12 protein-coding genes are annotated in these 16,177 nt (G+C 71.3%); 7 read left to right on the top strand and 5 right to left on the bottom strand.

The features are described 5' to 3' along the window. Positions 1 to 120: 120 nt before the first annotated feature. Both ACF09C_RS33690 and ACF09C_RS33695 read right to left on the bottom strand, forming a co-directional pair. Positions 121 to 1,203 (bottom strand): sugar phosphate nucleotidyltransferase, encoded by a 1,083-nt coding sequence (locus ACF09C_RS33690; RefSeq protein ID WP_392097026.1) that lies wholly within the window; start codon positions 1,201 to 1,203, stop codon positions 121 to 123. A 113-nt stretch (positions 1,204 to 1,316) separates the two neighbouring features. Further along, positions 1,317 to 2,699, bottom strand: coding sequence for a peptidoglycan recognition protein (locus tag ACF09C_RS33695; protein ID WP_392097027.1), 1,383 nt, complete (start codon positions 2,697 to 2,699; stop codon positions 1,317 to 1,319). Positions 2,700 to 2,836: 137 nt separating this feature from the next. On the opposite strand from ACF09C_RS33695, the gene ACF09C_RS33700 reads away from it, so the two are divergent. The 4 genes from ACF09C_RS33700 to ACF09C_RS33715 all read left to right on the top strand — a co-directional run bounded on the left by ACF09C_RS33700 (position 2,837) and on the right by ACF09C_RS33715 (position 8,873). Continuing rightward, positions 2,837 to 3,589, top strand: a complete 753-nt coding sequence (locus tag ACF09C_RS33700) for a TIGR03089 family protein (protein ID WP_392097028.1) — start codon at positions 2,837 to 2,839, stop codon at positions 3,587 to 3,589. Between the two features lie 267 nt (positions 3,590 to 3,856). Then, positions 3,857 to 5,053, top strand: a complete 1,197-nt coding sequence (locus ACF09C_RS33705) for an LCP family protein (RefSeq protein WP_392097029.1) — start codon at positions 3,857 to 3,859, stop codon at positions 5,051 to 5,053. 257 nt (positions 5,054 to 5,310) lie between these two features. Next, the gene (locus ACF09C_RS33710) at positions 5,311 to 7,062 is read left to right on the top strand and encodes an LCP family protein (protein WP_392097031.1); all 1,752 of its coding nucleotides are present in this window, start codon (positions 5,311 to 5,313) and stop codon (positions 7,060 to 7,062) included. A 47-nt stretch (positions 7,063 to 7,109) separates the two neighbouring features. Then, on the top strand, positions 7,110 to 8,873 hold the full coding sequence (locus tag ACF09C_RS33715) for an LCP family protein (RefSeq protein WP_392097032.1): 1,764 nt from the start codon (positions 7,110 to 7,112) through the stop codon (positions 8,871 to 8,873). A gap of 80 nt (positions 8,874 to 8,953) precedes the next feature. Here the strand turns inward: ACF09C_RS33715 and ACF09C_RS33720 are convergent, their stop codons facing one another. Then, on the bottom strand, positions 8,954 to 9,976 hold the full coding sequence (locus ACF09C_RS33720) for a glycosyltransferase family 2 protein (RefSeq protein ID WP_392097034.1): 1,023 nt from the start codon (positions 9,974 to 9,976) through the stop codon (positions 8,954 to 8,956). A gap of 220 nt (positions 9,977 to 10,196) precedes the next feature. Between ACF09C_RS33720 and ACF09C_RS33725 the strand changes: the two genes are divergently transcribed. Further along, the gene (locus ACF09C_RS33725; protein ID WP_392097036.1) at positions 10,197 to 11,579 is read left to right on the top strand and encodes an LCP family protein; all 1,383 of its coding nucleotides are present in this window, start codon (positions 10,197 to 10,199) and stop codon (positions 11,577 to 11,579) included. 230 nt (positions 11,580 to 11,809) lie between these two features. Here the strand turns inward: ACF09C_RS33725 and ACF09C_RS33730 are convergent, their stop codons facing one another. Then, positions 11,810 to 12,343: an acyl-CoA thioesterase gene (locus ACF09C_RS33730; protein ID WP_392097037.1), complete on the bottom strand. Its 534-nt coding sequence runs from the start codon at positions 12,341 to 12,343 to the stop codon at positions 11,810 to 11,812. Between the two features lie 119 nt (positions 12,344 to 12,462). Between ACF09C_RS33730 and ACF09C_RS33735 the strand changes: the two genes are divergently transcribed. Further along, complete coding sequence (locus ACF09C_RS33735; RefSeq protein ID WP_392097039.1) at positions 12,463 to 13,716, top strand: LCP family protein; 1,254 nt, start codon at positions 12,463 to 12,465, stop codon at positions 13,714 to 13,716. A 104-nt stretch (positions 13,717 to 13,820) separates the two neighbouring features. Next, a complete protein-coding gene (locus ACF09C_RS33740; RefSeq protein ID WP_392097040.1) occupies positions 13,821 to 15,149 on the top strand; it encodes a UDP-glucose dehydrogenase family protein in 1,329 nt (442 codons plus the stop codon). A gap of 58 nt (positions 15,150 to 15,207) precedes the next feature. Here the strand turns inward: ACF09C_RS33740 and ACF09C_RS33745 are convergent, their stop codons facing one another. Continuing rightward, positions 15,208 to 16,140, bottom strand: coding sequence for a membrane dipeptidase (locus ACF09C_RS33745; RefSeq protein ID WP_392097042.1), 933 nt, complete (start codon positions 16,138 to 16,140; stop codon positions 15,208 to 15,210). Between the last annotated feature and the right edge of the window lie 37 nt (positions 16,141 to 16,177).

Genomic DNA, 16,177 nt, shown 5'->3' on the forward strand with positions numbered 1-16,177 from the left:
GGCGGGGTAGCGCCCGGCGGGTGCTGCGCCCGGCCTCCGGCCGGGCTTGCCGTTTCCCACCCGCACCACCCGTACAACTGGGATGAAAGAGGTGCGGGTCTTCCCGTGGGCGGCTGTCGGCTACTGGTCCGAGGAGAAGCGGACGGCTCCTGGGGGGAGGGTCGTGTCGCACCAGATGCGGATGCCTTCGCGGAGTTCGTTGTCCGCGCCCACGTGGGCGCCGTCGCCGATGACCGCGCCGGTGAGGACCGTACGCGCGCCGATGCGGGCGCCCGCCCCGATCAGGGAGTCGGTGATCACCGCGCCCGGTTCCACCACCGCGCCCGCGTGGAGCGTCGAGCCCGTGACGCGGGCACCCTCGCCGACCACCGCGCCCGCGCCCACGACCGTGCCGCCCGTGAGCTTGGCGTCCGGGGCGACGCGGGCCGTCGGGAGGACCAGCCGGTCGCCGCAGCGGCCCGGGACCGCCGGGGACGGGGCGCGGCCGAGGACCAGGTCGGCGGAGCCCCGGACGAAGGCCTGGGGGGTGCCCAGGTCGAGCCAGTACGTGGAGTCCACCAGGCCCTGGAGGTGGGCGCCCCTGGCGAGGAGCTCCGGGAAGGTCTCGCGTTCCACCGAGACCGGGCGGCCCGTCGGAATCGTGTCGATGACCGAGCGGCGGAAGACGTAGGCGCCCGCGTTGATCTGGTCGGTCACGATCTCCTCGGGCGTCTGCGGCTTCTCCAGGAAGGCCGTCACCCGCCCGGTCGGGTCCGTCGGGACCAGGCCGAACGCCCTCGGGTCCTCGACCCGTGTCAGATGCAGGGAGACGTCCGCGCCCGAGTCGCCGTGGGCGGCGACCAGGGCCCGGATGTCCAGGCCGGTCAGGATGTCGCCGTTGAAGACGAGGACCGGGTCGTCCGGGCCCGCGTGCAGACGGGAGGCGACGTTGCGGATCGCGCCGCCGGTGCCGAGCGGCTCCTCCTCGGTCACGTACTCCAGGCTGAGCCCCAGCGAGGACCCGTCGCCGAAGTGGGGTTCGAAGACCTCGGCCAGGTACGACGTGGCCAGGACCACGTGGTCCACCCCCGCCGCCTTCGCCCGGGCCAGCTGGTGCGTCAGGAACGGCACGCCCGCCGCCGGAACCATCGGCTTCGGCGTGTTCACCGTCAGGGGCCGTAGCCGTGTGCCCTTGCCACCGACCAGGAGGATCGCTTCTGTCACCTGTCGTCTCTGCTTCCTGTCCGGGGCCGGTCTCATCGCCCGTTCGGGCCGTCTTCGCTCGTCTGGGCGATATGACCGGTCAGTTTATGCAGATGGTCGGACCGGCGACCGCATCACGGCCGCCCCTGGTACTTCGCGGAGGCGGTACGGGTGGTGCCGAGCTTTCCGTAGAGGCGGGCTCCGGGACAGGCCGTGGCGTAGCCGTCACGGTGTCCGGCGATGGTGTTGAACTTGACCTTCGTGCCCTTCTTGTACCGGTTCCCCCCACCCGAGGTGAGCGTGGCCTTCCCCTTCGGATTCCCCCCGTGCAGCCCCAGCTTCCACGCCGTCAGCCGAGCGATCGCGGTGGTCACGGCGGCCGGCGGATTGGTCGAACTGTAGGTGCCGAGGACGGCGATGCCCATGCTGTTGGTGTTGAAACCGAGCGTGTGGGCGCCGAGGACCGGCTTGGACACTCCCCCGGCGCGGCCTTCGTAGATGTTTCCGCACTTGTCGACGGCGAAGTTGTAGCCGAAGTCGCGCCAGCCGCTGCTCTGTGTGTGGTAGCGGTAGATACTGCGCAGGACGGAGGGCGCCTGCTTGCAGGTGTAGTTGTTGCCGGTGGCGCTGTGGTGGACGAAGGCCGTTTTGACCGACTTGGTGTAGACGAAGCCCTTCTCGCGGAGCTTCTCGTTCGCCCCCCAGCCCTTGCGCGTGATGATCTTCGGGCGCGGTCCGATGTACGGCTTCGCCGCGGCGGCCGCCGGGATCACGGCCGTACCGACCGGGGCGAGCTGCGCGTTCACGGAGAAGGCCGCGGCCTCCTCGACGCTCGGGCCCCGCTGGGCGGCGCGGACCCCTTGGCTCCCGTGCGACACCGTCCCGCCGTAGGCCGCGGGGGCCTTTCCGTCGAGCGCGTCGAAGCGGTCCCGGCCCTGCTCCTGCTGCTGCGCCGGGTCCTGCTCCTGCCCCGGGTCCACCAGTTCCAGGCGGAGACCCGACGGGATCAGGCCGCGGCCCGTACCGCTGCCGCCTTCCGGGAGTACGCGGATCTCGACGCCGTCCGAGTCGCCGACCCACAGCGGCGCGGTGGACCCGCGGACCGCTCCCGACACGGCCTCGGCGGTGCCGGGGTCGGCCCCGTGCTCGTCGTTGTGGACCTCCAGCTCCTGCCAGGCCGACCAGCCCCCGGTCCCGGTCGCCCGGGTGCGGACCTGGACCGTGCCGTGCAGGTGCGCCCGGGCGTCGTCCCAGACGACCCCCAGGAGGGAGAAGGGTCTGACGTCCCGTCGGGTCAGCCCCTGCACCGCTCCCGTGGCACCCGGCGCGCGGATGGCCCGACGGCCGTCCTCCAGGGGCTGGAGGGGGAGGGACTGGGTGGACCCGGCGACTTCGGCGTCCGGTCTCGCGGCGAGCGCGGCCGGCTGGTGCGACGCCGCCGGCGTCGCGAGGGACAACGGCAGGGCGAGAGCCGCCGCGCACGTGACGGCGATCGAGGAGACGAGGTAGGCACGCATGTAGGGATCGTCCGCACCGCGGGCCCGTTCCGCTCGGCGGGATCCGGGCCGGAAACTGACGGCCCGTCGGTCCGACCGGAGGACGGTGTCACCGGTACGGCGGGTCCCCGCACCCCCGCCCGCGTACCCTTGCCCGCGTGAACGCCAGCGACCGCACCCCCGCCGACCTGCTGCGATCCGCGCTCGCCGCGGACCCCGCCCGCCCCTTGGTCACCTTCTACGACGACGCCACCGGTGAGCGCGTCGAATTGTCCGTGGCCACCTTCGCCAATTGGGTGGCCAAGACGGCCAATCTGCTCCAGGGCGAGCTGTCCGCCTCCCCCGGCGACCGGCTCGCGCTGCTGCTGCCCGCGCACTGGCAGACCGCGGTCTGGCTGCTGGCCTGCTCCTCGGTCGGCGTGGTCGCCGAGATCGGCGGCGAACCGGCGGACGCCGACTACGTCGTCGCCGGACCGGGCTCCTTCGACGCCGGGCTCGCCTGCTCGGGGGACCGGATCGCGCTCTCCCTCGCCCCGCTGGGCCGCCGCTTCCCCACCCCGCCCGCCGGGTACGCGGACTACGCGGTGGAGGTACCGAGCCAGGGTGACCGGTTCGCCCCGTTCGTCCCGGTGGACGCGGACGGACCCGCGCTCCTCGTCGACGGTACGGAACTGACGGGCGCACAGCTCGTCGACCGGGCCCGCGCGGACGCCGAGGCGCTCGGCCTCGCTCCCGGGGCGCGGCTGCTCTCCGGCCGGGCCTACGACGGCTGGGACGGGCTCTCCGCCGGTCTCTACGCGCCGCTCGCGGCCGGGGCGTCCGTCGTCCTGTGCCGGAACCTGGACCAGCTGGCCCCCGAGTCGCTGGACAAGCGGGTGGAGAGCGAGCGCGTCACGGCGACCACCGTCTGACGGGCGACCGCCGCAGGGTGGGCAGCCGTCGCAGGGCGGGCGGCCGTCGCAGGGCGGGCGGCCGTCGTCCGGTCACCGGCTGAGGTTCCCCCCTTCCACCCGTATGGCGCACCGACTCGCCGAGTCCCCGGGTCCGCGCGTCAACTCCGGTACATGATCGGCGGGTACGCACCCCTCCCGCACAACCATGCGTCCGGTTCGGCCGTCCCACTCTTCGAGCGGCGGCTTCCGGGCGCGCCGCCGACGCCGCGAAGGATGGACTCAGACGTGACGGACAGTGCCGGCACGCCCGCCGAACCGGAGGCCCCGCGCAAGCGTCACTGGCTGCGCTGGACGGCTCTGGGGTGTTCGGTCGTCCTCCTCGCCGCGGCGGGTGCCGGCTGGTGGCTCTACCGCAAGCTCGACAACAACATCACCACCGACACGGACGCCGCCGCGGAACTGCGCGCGTACGAGAAGGAGCGGCCCACACCGGGGGCGCTGGGGGCGCAGAACATCCTGCTGATCGGCTCGGACACGCGGTCGGGGGCGGGCAACACCAAGTACGGGAAGGACAAGGGCACCCAGCGCTCCGACACCACGATCCTGCTGCACATCGCGGCGGGCCGGTCGAGCGCGACGGCCGTGTCGATCCCGCGTGACCTGATGGTGAGCATGCCCAGCTGCCGCACGAAGGGCGGGACGCGGACCGGGGAGATGTTCGCCCAGTTCAATTCCGCCTTCGAGATCGGCGGCACGGCGTGCACGATCCGTACCGTCGAGCGGCTCACCGCGATCCGGATCGACCACCACATGGTGATCGACTTCCGCGGCTTCAAGAAGATGGTCGACGCCGTCGACGGCGTCGAGATCTGCCTGAAGGAGCCGATCGACGACAAGGACGCCAAGCTGACGCTGCCGGCCGGGCGCCAGACCCTCCACGGCGAGCAGGCGCTGGGCTTCGTACGGGCCCGCAAGACGCTGGGCAACGGCAGCGACACGGAACGCATGGACCGCCAGCAGCAGTTCCTGGGTGCGCTGGTCAACAAGGTGCAGAGCAACGGCGTGCTGCTGAACCCGACCAGGCTCTACCCGGTCCTGGACGCGGCGACGAAGTCGATCACGACGGACCCGGGGCTCGACTCGCTGCGGGACCTGTACGACCTGGCGCGGTCGATGCGGGCGATCCCCACGGAGAAGGTGCAGTTCCTCACGGTGCCGCGACGGCCGTACTCGTACGACGCGAACCGGGACGAACTCGTACAGCCCGAGGCGAGCCAACTCTTCAAGCGGCTGCGCGAGGACAAGCCCGTGACGGTGGCTCCGGGCGCCGAGCCCTCGCCGTCCGCGGGCGCGAGCGGGGCCGGCGCGACCCCGGGCGCGCCCCAGGTCGGGGACGGGAAGCCGGACGACGCGGCCTCTCCGGGGCCGGCGCCGACGCCGACGTTCACGGGGCGCAACGCGGCGGAGGGAGCCTGCTCCTGAGGGCCGCCGAGTGACGCACAAGTAAAGGAGAGTCCAAGGAGACCGGGGGGAGGGCGGTGACGGAAGGGGTTTGGGCAGATTGCCCAGTTGTAAGGGGCGTGGAATTTGTCACGGACGTCGCCCCACGCTGAACTGGGCGGATAGTGTGACGCGGTCCGATGCTCGCGACCCTGTGGTCGCGCACTCGACGGATCGAACGACCGAGCGCCAGTCGGGGGAGGCGCCTCGCGTGGCACCGACGGAGGATTCAAGTAACCGTGGACGCGCACAGCCGTGGACAGGCGGATGAGATCGACCCCGCCGACCAGTGGGTCCTCAACCCGCAGACGGGCAACTACGAACTGCGACTGAACCACTCCGCTGGGCAGCCCCAGCGGCAGTCGCCCGCACAGTCCCGTCCCCGTGGCGCGACGCCCCCGGCTCCGAGATCCGCCGAGGGCGCACGGTCCGGCCAGCGCTCTCGTACGACCGGCGCGCCCGCCGAGGCCCCTGTTCCCGGCCAGCGCCGCCGCCGCGCCCCCGAGGGGCCCGCGGGCGGCGTCCCGCAGCAGGGCCGGCGCAAGCGCAAGACCGCGAAGTCCCGCAAGAAGAAGGTCCTGCTGTGGACCGGCGGGACGATGGCGTTCGTGCTCGTGGGCGGCGCGGTGGGCGCGTACGCCTACTACGACCACCTCAACGGGAACATCAACAAGGTCGACGTGGTCGGGGCCCAGAGCACGGGCTTCAAGAAGGACCAGGCCATCAACATCCTGCTGATCGGCACGGACAAGCGGACCGGCGACGGCAACGAGGGCTACGGCGACAAGAACAGCCCCGGCCACGCCGACACCACGATCCTCTTCCACGTCTCGAAGGACCGGACGAACGCCACGGCGATGTCCATCCCGCGCGACCTGAAGACCGAGATCCCCGAGTGCCAGACCAAGATGCCGGACGGGAAGATCAAGACGATCCCGGGCCAGTCCGACGAGCGGTTCAACGTCAGTCTCGGCCAGTCCGACCGCGACCCCGGCTGCACGATGCGTACGGTCAAGGAGCTCACCGGACTGACGGTCGACCACTTCATGATGGCCGACTTCAACGCCGTCAAGGAGCTGACGACGGCCGTCGGCGGCGTGAAGGTCTGCCTGGTCAAGCCGGTCAAGGACAAGGACTCCAAGCTCAACCTGCCGGCCGGTGAGTCGGTCATCCAGGGCGAGCAGGCCCTGGCCTTCGTCCGCACCCGCCACAGCTTCGGCAACGAGAGCGACCTCGACCGGATCAAGGTCCAGCAGCAGTTCCTCAGCTCGATGATCCGTCAGATGAAGTCGGACGAGACGCTGACCAGTCCGAGCAAGCTGCTCGACCTCGCCGAGGCGGCCACGAAGGCGCTGACCGTCGACTCCGGCATAGGAAGCATCGGGAAGCTCAAGTCGCTCGGCGAGGAACTCGCCAAGATCGACACGAAGAACATCACCTTCACGACGCTGCCGGTCATCGACAACCCCGCCGAGAAGATCAAGGCGACGGTCGTGCCCGACCCGACCAAGGCGCCGCAGCTCTTCGCCATGCTGCAGTCCGACACCTCGCTCACCGAGGTGAAGCAGAAGCAGCAGGACGCCAAGAACGCCCAGGCCGCCCTGTTGAAGGGCACCCGCTCCACCGCGCGCGAGGTGCGCGTCGACGTCTTCAACGGCAGCGGCATCCAGGGCGCCGCCCAGTCGACGATCAACTGGCTGCAGAACGAGCAGGGCGTCACCAGGTCCACGAACAAGAGCAACGCCCCCGAGAAGGCGGCGAAGACGACGCTCACCTACGCACCGAACCAGGCCGCTCAGGCCCGCAAGCTCGCGGACATGATGGGCCTGCCCGCCACGGCGCTCAAGCCGGACACGCAGGACGCCGAGGCGCTCGCACCCATGACGCTGATCCTCGGTGCCGACTTCAAGGGCGCGGGGGTGCCCATCACCGGTCCGGCAAAGGCGCCGGAGGGTGCTCAGACCGCAGACAAGAAGGTGTGCGCCCAGTGACCCGGAAACACCGGGGCTCGGCGCGCGCCTGAGGAGGGGGACCAGGGGTGGGACAGAACAGCGTGCGTGGGGAGGGGACCCGGGGTCGCGTTCCGCACGCCCGCGAATTGGGCTGGGACGAGAGTCTCTACGGGGACGAGGGCGAACGGGGACCGGGTGACCGGCCCGCCGGCGCCCCGGCTCCGGGCGACCGGCGTTCCGACAGCCCGAGCGCGGGCAAGGGCGACACGAGCGGTCCTGGCCGGAGCGACGGCGAAGGGCGTGCGAGCCACCGGCGCAAAGGACCGCGCAGGCGCGCCAAGAAGAGCGGCAAACGCAAGATACTCCGCTGGGTCGCGGCGACCCTGTCGTTCCTGATACTGGGGACGGCCGCCGCCGGATACCTGTACTACCAGCACCTCAACGACAACCTCCGCGGTGGTCACCGGGCCGGTGGCGACAGCGGTGTGAAGAAGGCCGCGCCGAACGCGCTCGGCGACACCCCGCTCAACATCCTGCTGATCGGCTCGGACGACCGCTCCGACGACAAGAACGTGGCGCTGGGCGGCGGCAAGAACGAGCGGAACCGCAAGCCGCTCGCCGATGTGCAGATGCTGCTGCACATCTCGGCGGACCGGAAGAACGCCAACATCGTCTCGATCCCGCGCGACACCATCGTCAAGATCCCCAAGTGCACGGGCGAGAAGGGCGAGACCTACGCGGCGACCACCACGGATCCCATCAACGACACCCTGGCCCGCGGTGGTCCCGGCTGCACGCTGACCACCTGGGAGAGCCTCACCGGGGTCTACATCGACCACTGGATGATGGTCGACTTCGCGGGCGTGGTCGCGATGGCCGACGAGGTCGGCGGCGTCCCGGTCTGTGTGAAGACCGGCGTCCACGACAGGTCGACGCGGCTGGTGAAGGGCGGCTCAGGTCTGAAGCTCAAGGAGGGCACCACCGAGATCAAGGGCGAGCAGGCGCTCCAGTGGCTGCGCACCCGGCACGCGTTCGGCAACGACCAGAACCGCGCCAAGGCCCAGCACATGTACATGAACGGCATGATGGAGAAGCTCCAGAAGCAGAACGCCTGGACCGACACCGGACGCCTCATGGGCCTGGCCGAGACCGCGACGGAGGCGCTGCAGGTCTCCGACGAGATCCGCTCGGTGACGAAGCTCTTCGATCTCTCCATGCAGCTCAAGAACGTGAAGCTGGACCGCCTCACGACGGCGACGGTCCCCACGACCGAGTGGTCGCAGGACAACAACAAGCTCGTGATGGTGCCGAGCGCCGCCGAGAAGATGTGGGCGATGCTCCGCGACGACGTCGCCTTCGACAAGAACGGCGACCCGGCCGGCGCCAAGCCGACCGCGTCCGCGAAGCCGAAGCCGCAGGGGCCGACGGCCGCCGCGCCCGCGACGCTCGCCGTCATGGTCGTCAACGGCACGGGCGGCGACGGCGCGGCGCCCACCGAGGGCCGGGCCGGCGCGATGGAGCAGACCCTGCAGGGCAAGGGGTTCACGAAGGCGGACGCCTCGCGGAACGCCGAGCCCCGCAAGGACACCGTGATCAAGTACCCCAAGTCCGGCGGCGATCAGGGCAAGGCGGACGCGCTGTCCGTGGCCAAGGCGCTCGGGCTGCCCGACTCGGCGGTCCGCGCGGACGCCACGGCGCAGAGCATCACACTTGTCATCGGCGCGGACTGGCGCGAGGGCGCCACGTACAAGAAGCCGACGTCCAAGGAGGGCGACCTGCCGGTCGGCGCGGACGACAAGGTGGACTGCATGGACGTCTACAGCGTCTACCGCTGGGACGGCAAGAGCTGACGGACCGGGTGTGACGACGGCGAACGGCCGGGCCCCGGAAGGGACCCGGCCGTTCGCCGTGTGCGTGTCCTTACGTCGTCTCAGACCTGCGACGCGGTCGTCGTCACCGCCGGACGGCGGCTCGCGATGACCTTCTTCGCGAGCGCGCGCGGGCTCGTCAGGAAGCCGTAGCCCCAGGACATGTGCATCGTCGCGAGGGCGACCGGGATCTGCAGGCGGGCCTTCAGCGGGAGGCCCTTGCCCGCCGGGACCGAGCCCGCGGTGATCGCGGCCAGGTAGCCGGCCGGGATCAGGAAGCCGAGCGGGGTGAGCACCGCGCCGACGACGACACCGGCGGCGATCGCGCAGACGGCGGTCGGCGGTGCGAGGTAGCGGAGGTTGATCGAGCCCTGGTGGTAGCGGGCCACGACGTGGCGCCAACGGCCGTAGTCCTTGTACTGCTTGGCGAGCGCGCGGACGCTCGGCCGGGGGCGGTACTGGACGCGCAGCTCGGGCGAGAACCAGATCAGGCCGCCCGCCTCGCGGATACGGAAGTTCAGCTCCCAGTCCTGGGCGCGGATGAACTCGATGTTGTAGCCGTCCTGCTGCTCCAGCGCCTCGCGCCGGAACACACCCAGGTACACGGTCTCGGCCGGGCCCGCCTGGCCGCCGGTGTGGAAGGCCGCGTTGCCGACGCCGATCTTCGAGGTCATCGCGGCGGCGACCGCGTGCTCCCAGTCGTTCTCGCCCTCGGCGTGCATGATGCCGCCGACGTTCTGCGCGCCGGTCTCCTCCAGGAGCCGGACGGCGGTCGCGATGTAGTTGGGCGACAGCATGCCGTGACCGTCGACCCGCACCACGATCGGGTGACGGGACGCCTTGATCGCCGCGTTGAGGGCGGCGGGCGTGCGGCCTGTGGGGTTGGGCACGGTGTGGACGCGGGGGTCCTCACGTATCAGTTCGGCGGCGATCTCGTCAGTGCGGTCCGTGGACGGGCCGAGCGCGATCACCACCTCCATCTCGCCGTCGTACTCCTGCTCGAGGATGTGACGGACCGAGTTGCGCAGGTGCCGCTCCTCGTTGAGGACCGGCATGATCACGGAGACGGGGGGCGTGGCGTTCATTGCCCGACACGTTACCGCGAATGGGGGACACCGAGCGCGGCGCGCGGACGGCCGCACCCTTGCGCTGATCGTATGGGCCTACGGTGCTCACGGTTCTCCCTCGTCACACCCGCGGAGGTGTCCCCCGGTGCCCACACCGCCCCGCACGCCCCGTCCCCGGCCCGTCGCCCGTCCCGTACCGGCACGCCGCGGCAGACGGGTCGCGCGGCCCCGGTGGGGCATGCGGATGGCGACCACCCTCTCCGTCGTCGTCCTCGGGGCGGGCGGCATCGGGCACGCGCTGGTCACCGGCCTGGACACCGGGATCAACCGGGTCGACCCGTTCAAGGACATGAAGAACCGCCCCCAGGCAGGGCACGGCATGAACGTGCTGGTCGTGGGGACCGACGGGCGCGACAGCATCACACCGGAGCAGCGCAAGGCGTACCGGCTGGGCGGGGCGCCCTGCCACTGCACGGACACCGTGATGCTCGTCCACATCAGCGAGGACCGGGACCGGGCGAGCGTGGTGAGCCTCCCCCGTGACTCGTACGCCGAGATGCCCGAGCACACGGACGCGACGACCGGCAAGCGGCACCAGGCGCATCCGGTGAAGCTGAACGCCGCCTACGCCGAGGGCGGGCCCGGGCTGACCGTGCGGACCGTGGAGAACATGACGGGCGTGAAGATCGACCACTATCTGGAGGTCGACTTCACCAGCTTCATGAAGACGGTCGACGCGGTCGGCGGCGTGGAGATCTGCACGCCCCGGCCGATGAAGGACACGTACACCGGCCTCGATCTGGCGGCCGGGCCGCACGAGCTGAACGGCGGGCAGGCGCTGCAGTACGTGCGCTCGCGCCATGTGGACGGCGCGGCCGACATCGGCCGGATGCAGCGCCAGCAGCGCTTCCTCGCGGCGCTCATCGACCGGATGTCCAGCGGCGGGGTGCTGCTGAACCCGGTGCGGTTCCGCGAGGTGGCCACGACCATGCTGAACTCGGTCCGGGCCGACGCGGGCTTCGGTACGGAGCAGCTGCTCTCGCTCGCCAAGGCGATGCAGGGCTTCACGCCGGCGTCGTCGGAGTTCGTCTCCGTGCCGGTCGGGGACATGAGCTTCCCCGTGCCGGGCATCGGCTCGACGGTGAAGTGGGACGCCCCCAAGGCGCAGAAGCTCTTCCAGGCGCTGCGCGAGGACCGGCCGCTGGCCGCGCCGCGGGCGGAGACGGCCGACGCGAAGGGCGGGCCGAAGCCGGTGGTGGTGGACGTGGCCCCGAAGACGATCCGGGTGCAGGTCTACAACGGGACCCGGACGGACGGCCTCGGCCGCAAGGTGGACGACGCGCTGCGCGCCACCGGCTTCGACACGACGCGTGCGCCGCGCACCGGGGAGGGCCCGGAGCGGCGGCGGACGCTGGTGGAGTACGACCCGCGCTGGGACCGCTCGGCGAAGTCCCTGGCCGCCGCGTTGCCGGGGGTGGAGCTGCGGGCGGTGAAGGGCCGGGGCGGGACGCTGCGGGTGGTCGCCGGGCTCGACTTCAAGGGCGTCACCCCGGTCAGGACGGACGAGCCGGAGGGCGGTCCGTTCGAGGCGGTCTCCGGGGACCAGGTGGTCTGTCCGTAGCTCCCTGAACGTCCGTGACATCCGGGGCATTCGGAACATCTAGGACATTCCGAAGGGGAAGCCTTCTAGGGCCTGTCCGGCGGATCAGGGCCGGATAGGACGCGGCGTCTGGTGCGGTGCATCGCAAGGCGCCGGAGCGTCTCGATAGCGGAGCTATCGGGGCGTTTCGGCAACGCGGCGAGGCGCCGTGCCAGGCGTCGCGGCCCCGGTCATGATCCGCCGGACAGGCCCTAGTCCTCGTAGCCGTCGGCGGCGCGCTGTTCGCGGAGGTCCTTGATCGCGCGGCGGCGGGCCAGGCGGTGGGTGCGGCGGATCTGGGCCTCCTGGTAACGGCGCTTGTCCCGCTCGGTCTCCGGGATGACCGGCGGCACCGGACGGGGCTTGCCGTCACCGTCGACCGCCGCGAAGACCAGGTAGGCCGAGCCGACCTGCTGGGCCGGTGTGGACTCGTTCCAGCGTTCGGCCATGACCCGGACGCCGACCTCCATGGAGGACCGGCCGGTCCAGTTGACCTGGGCCTTCACATGCAGCAGGTCGCCGACCCTGACCGGCTCCAGGAACGCCATCTCGTCCATGGACGCGGTGACCGCGGGCCCGCCCGAGTGGCGGCCCGCGACGGCGCCCGCCGCGTCGTCCACCAGCTTCATGATCACGCCGCCGTGCACCGTGCCGAGGAGGTTGGTGTCATGGCTCGTCATGATGTGGCTGAGTGTGGTGCGGGACGCCGATGTGGGCTTTCCCGGGATATCGCCCTGGTCTGTCATGCCCTCCACCTTATGCCGCGTCCCGGTCCGGTCCTCTTTGCATCAGCTTGGCAACAGCGCCGCCCCGAATCCCCACCCGCCCTGTCGGCGCCAGAGGGGCGGCCTGCAAGATGGTCCGTATGAATGACTGGCCGAACTCGCAGCCCGACGGTCCCCGCCGGATGCGTCACGTGCAGCGCCCGCAGGTGCCCCAGCAGCAGCCGCAGTACGACCAGGGCTACGACCAGGGCCAGCCGTACAACCCGAACTTCACCCAGCAGCAGGCCTCCGGCTACGACAGCGGCTACAGCAGCGGCCAGGTCTACGGCTCCCCGCAGGGCGGGGGCCGCGGCACGATTCCGCCGCAGCACGACCCGCGGTACGCGCCGCAGCCGCAGCCCGGTCGGGCAGCGCCCGACTGGCGCCGCCGGATCAAGGTCGGCTCCATCGTGCTCGTCGTCGGCGTGCTCGCCTGGAGCGTCGGCACGTACGCCTGGGCCAGCTCCCAGATGCGCAACGAGGTCGACCTCTCCAAGGTCATCGAGCGGCCGGCCGAGGGCGACTGCACGACGTACCTGATCGTCGGCTCCGACAGCCGCGAGGGCATGTCGGCCGAGGAGAAGAAGAAGCTGCACACCGGCTCCGCCGAGGGCAAGCGGACCGACTCGATGATGATCCTCGCGGCCTGCTCCAGCGGGAACACGATGGTCTCGCTCCCCCGTGACTCCTGGGTCACCATCCCGTCCTTCGTCGGCTCGGAGTCCGGCAAGAAGTTCGGGGCGCGCGGCGGCTCCAAGCTCAACGCGGCCTACGCGATGGACGGCCCGGAGCTGCTGGTCCGCACGGTCGAGTTCAACACCGGCCTTCGCATCGACCACTACGCGGAGATCGGCTTCGCCGGCTTCGCGAACATCGTGGACGCGCTCGGCGGTGTCGACATGAACATCGAGAAGGGCTTCAAGGACAAGAAGTCCGGCGCCGACTTCCAGGCCGGCGAGCAGACCCTCAACGGCGAGCAGGCCCTCGCCTTCGTCCGTACCCGGTACGCCTTCGCCGAGTCGGACCTCGCGCGGACGAAGAACCAGCAGAAGTTCCTCTCCGCCCTGGCCAACCAGGCGGCGACACCGGGCACGATCCTCAACCCGTTCAGGCTGTACCCGACGCTGGGGGCCGGCCTGGACACGCTGATCGTGGACAAGGACATGTCGCTCTACGACCTGGGCAAGATGTTCTTCGCCATGAAGGGCATCAGCGGCGGCGACGGGAAGTCGATGAACATCCCGATCTCCGGCAGCGCCCCGCAGGGCTCCCTGAAGTGGGACATGCCCAAGGTGAAGCAGTTGGTCTCGCAGATCCGGAACGACGAGCCGGTGACGGTCACGTCCGACCGCTGATTCCGGTGACCCGCGGACGGGGCCCTTCCGGGCCCCGGACCAGGGCACGAGAGCGCACGACTATGCTCGGGCAGGCATTCCGCCCGACCTCCCTGGAGTCCCGTATGGCCCTCAAGATCACGGTGATCGGCACCGGCTACCTCGGCGCCACGCACGCAGCGGCCATGGCGGAGCTGGGCTTCGAGGTGCTCGGCCTCGACGTCGTGCCCGAGAAGATCGAGCTCCTGGCCACCGGCCGCGTACCGATGTACGAGCCCGGCCTCGAGGAGCTGCTCGCCCGGCACGTCGCCGGGATCGAGGGGTCGACCGGCCGGCTGCGCTTCACCACCTCCTGGGAGGAGGTCGGCGCCTTCGGCGACGTGCACTTCGTCTGCGTGAACACGCCGCAGAAGCACGGCGAGTACGCGTGTGACATGAGCTACGTCGACGCCGCCTTCGGATCGCTGGCGGCCGTGGTGCGCGAGGGCGCCCTGGTCGTCGGCAAGTCGACGGTGCCGGTCGGCTCGGCCGAGCGGCTCGCGGAGCTGCTGCCGGAGGGCGTGGAGCTGGCCTGGAACCCGGAGTTCCTGCGCGAGGGCTTCGCCGTGAACGACACCCTGCACCCGGACCGGGTCGTCGCGGGTGTGGCGAGCGAGCGGGCCGAGAAGCTGCTGCGCGAGGTGTACGCCACCCCGATCTCCGAGGGCACGCCGTTCGTCGTCACCGACTTCCCCACCGCCGAGCTGGTGAAGACCGCCGCGAACTCCTTCCTGGCGACCAAGATCTCCTTCATCAACGCGATGGCCGAGGTCTGCGAGGCGGCCGGCGGCGACGTCGCGAAGCTGGCGGAGGCGATCGGCTACGACGAGCGGATCGGCGCCAAGTTCCTGCGGGCCGGGATCGGCTTCGGCGGCGGTTGCCTGCCGAAGGACATCCGCGCGTTCATGGCGCGGGCGGGCGAGCTGGGCGCGGACCAGGCGCTGACCTTCCTGCGCGAGATCGACTCCATCAACATGCGCCGGCGCGGCCAGATGGTCGAGATGGCCCGGGACGCGGTCGGCGGCGGCTCGTTCCTCGGCAAGCGGGTCGCGGTGCTCGGCGCGACCTTCAAGCCGGACTCGGACGACGTACGGGACTCGCCCGCGCTGAACGTGGCGGGCCAGATCCACCTGCAGGGCGGACAGGTCACGGTCTACGACCCGAAGGGCATGGAGAACGCCCGCCGGCTGTTCCCGACCCTCGGGTACGCGGAGTCGGCCCTCGAGGCCGTACGCGGCGCCGACGTCGTGCTGCACCTGACGGAGTGGCGCGAGTTCCGCGACGAGCTGGACCCGGCGGAGCTGGCGCCCGCGGTGACCTCCCGGGTGATCCTGGACGGCCGCAACGCGCTGGACGCCACCCGCTGGCGCGAGGCGGGCTGGGTGTACCGCGCGATGGGGCGCCCGCGCGCGTAGGTCTTCATACGGGAAGGGTCCCGCCGCCCGTGAGGGAGGCGGGACCCTTCCGCGTTCCTCAGGCCGCGCGGCGCAGGCGCGTCGTACGGGAGAGGAACTCCGCCTCCCGCAGGGTGCGCGTGGCGTTGCCGTGGGCGAGGGCGACCAGGTCCGGGGCGGGCCAGTCGCGGCGGAGGAGCTCCGCGAAGAGCGGCGCGTAGCCGGTGGCCGGGTCCGTGGTGCGGGAGAGCCCCACGCCGTGCGGGCCCGCCAGACCGCGGACCCGGTCGAGGGTGTCCGCGGTCGCGGACAGGTCCTCGGTCACCGGGACCATGCAGACGCCGCCGTTCCCGCCGAGCAGGCCGAGGACGTCGTCCGGCAGGCCCGCCGGCTCCGCGCGGGTCAGCAGGGCCGGGGCCCTGGTGACCGCGAGGGTACGGCGGACCGACTCCGGGTCCGCCCCGGAGAGGTCCACGACGAGGCCCAGGCGGTTCATCTCCCGTACGGCCTCGCGGCCGAAGCCGTCGAACCGGGTGAGGTTGACCGCCCGTACCCCGAGCGCGTGGTACGCCCGCAGCGCGGCGACCGAGCCGGCCAGGGCCGACCAGCTCACCGGGCCCAGGAGCACCGCGGTCCGGCCGCAGTTGACGGCGTGGGCCGTCTCGGCGGTGGTGTGCGCGAGGCGCAGGTCCTCGGGGCAGGCGGCGACCAGGGCGCGGATCGCGTCGATGCGGCGCAGGGTGCCGATGACGCCCGCCGCGTCCTCTCCGGGGCCGACGCGCAGGGACCACAGCTGCGCGCCGGCTTCCGCCGCCCGCACCGGCGGAAGGTCCTCCGGGTCGGGATCCCGGGGTGGGTCGAAGTGCCCCTCGACGACGGGCTGCGCGGCGAGAAGTGCCTGCGCGCGGGTCAACTCGTCGAGGGGCAGCGGTTGTTCGGGGGTGTCGAGGTCGCCGGACGCGGGGCCGGTGTGCTCGACGGAGAAGGGGTGATGATCTTCGAGATCTGCCATGGTGGTGACAACTCCGAACTTACTGGGCAGTACCGTC

Source organism: Streptomyces sp. NPDC014870 (genome assembly GCF_043081505.1).
Lineage (GTDB): Bacteria > Actinomycetota > Actinomycetes > Streptomycetales > Streptomycetaceae > Streptomyces.

What these genes read in the sequence shown, in the direction of transcription:
- ACF09C_RS33695 (WP_392097027.1), bottom strand. Translation starts at nt 2,699, where the DNA reads ATGCGTGCCTACCTCGTCTCCTCGATCGCCGTCACGTGCGCGGCGGCT.
- ACF09C_RS33720 (WP_392097034.1), bottom strand. Translation starts at nt 9,976, where the DNA reads ATGAACGCCACGCCCCCCGTCTCCGTGATCATGCCGGTCCTCAACGAG.
- ACF09C_RS33725 (WP_392097036.1), top strand. Translation starts at nt 10,197, where the DNA reads ATGCGGATGGCGACCACCCTCTCCGTCGTCGTCCTCGGGGCGGGCGGC.
- ACF09C_RS33730 (WP_392097037.1), bottom strand. Translation starts at nt 12,343, where the DNA reads ATGACAGACCAGGGCGATATCCCGGGAAAGCCCACATCGGCGTCCCGC.
- ACF09C_RS33735 (WP_392097039.1), top strand. Translation starts at nt 12,463, where the DNA reads ATGAATGACTGGCCGAACTCGCAGCCCGACGGTCCCCGCCGGATGCGT.
- ACF09C_RS33740 (WP_392097040.1), top strand. Translation starts at nt 13,821, where the DNA reads ATGGCCCTCAAGATCACGGTGATCGGCACCGGCTACCTCGGCGCCACG.
- ACF09C_RS33745 (WP_392097042.1), bottom strand. Translation starts at nt 16,140, where the DNA reads ATGGCAGATCTCGAAGATCATCACCCCTTCTCCGTCGAGCACACCGGC.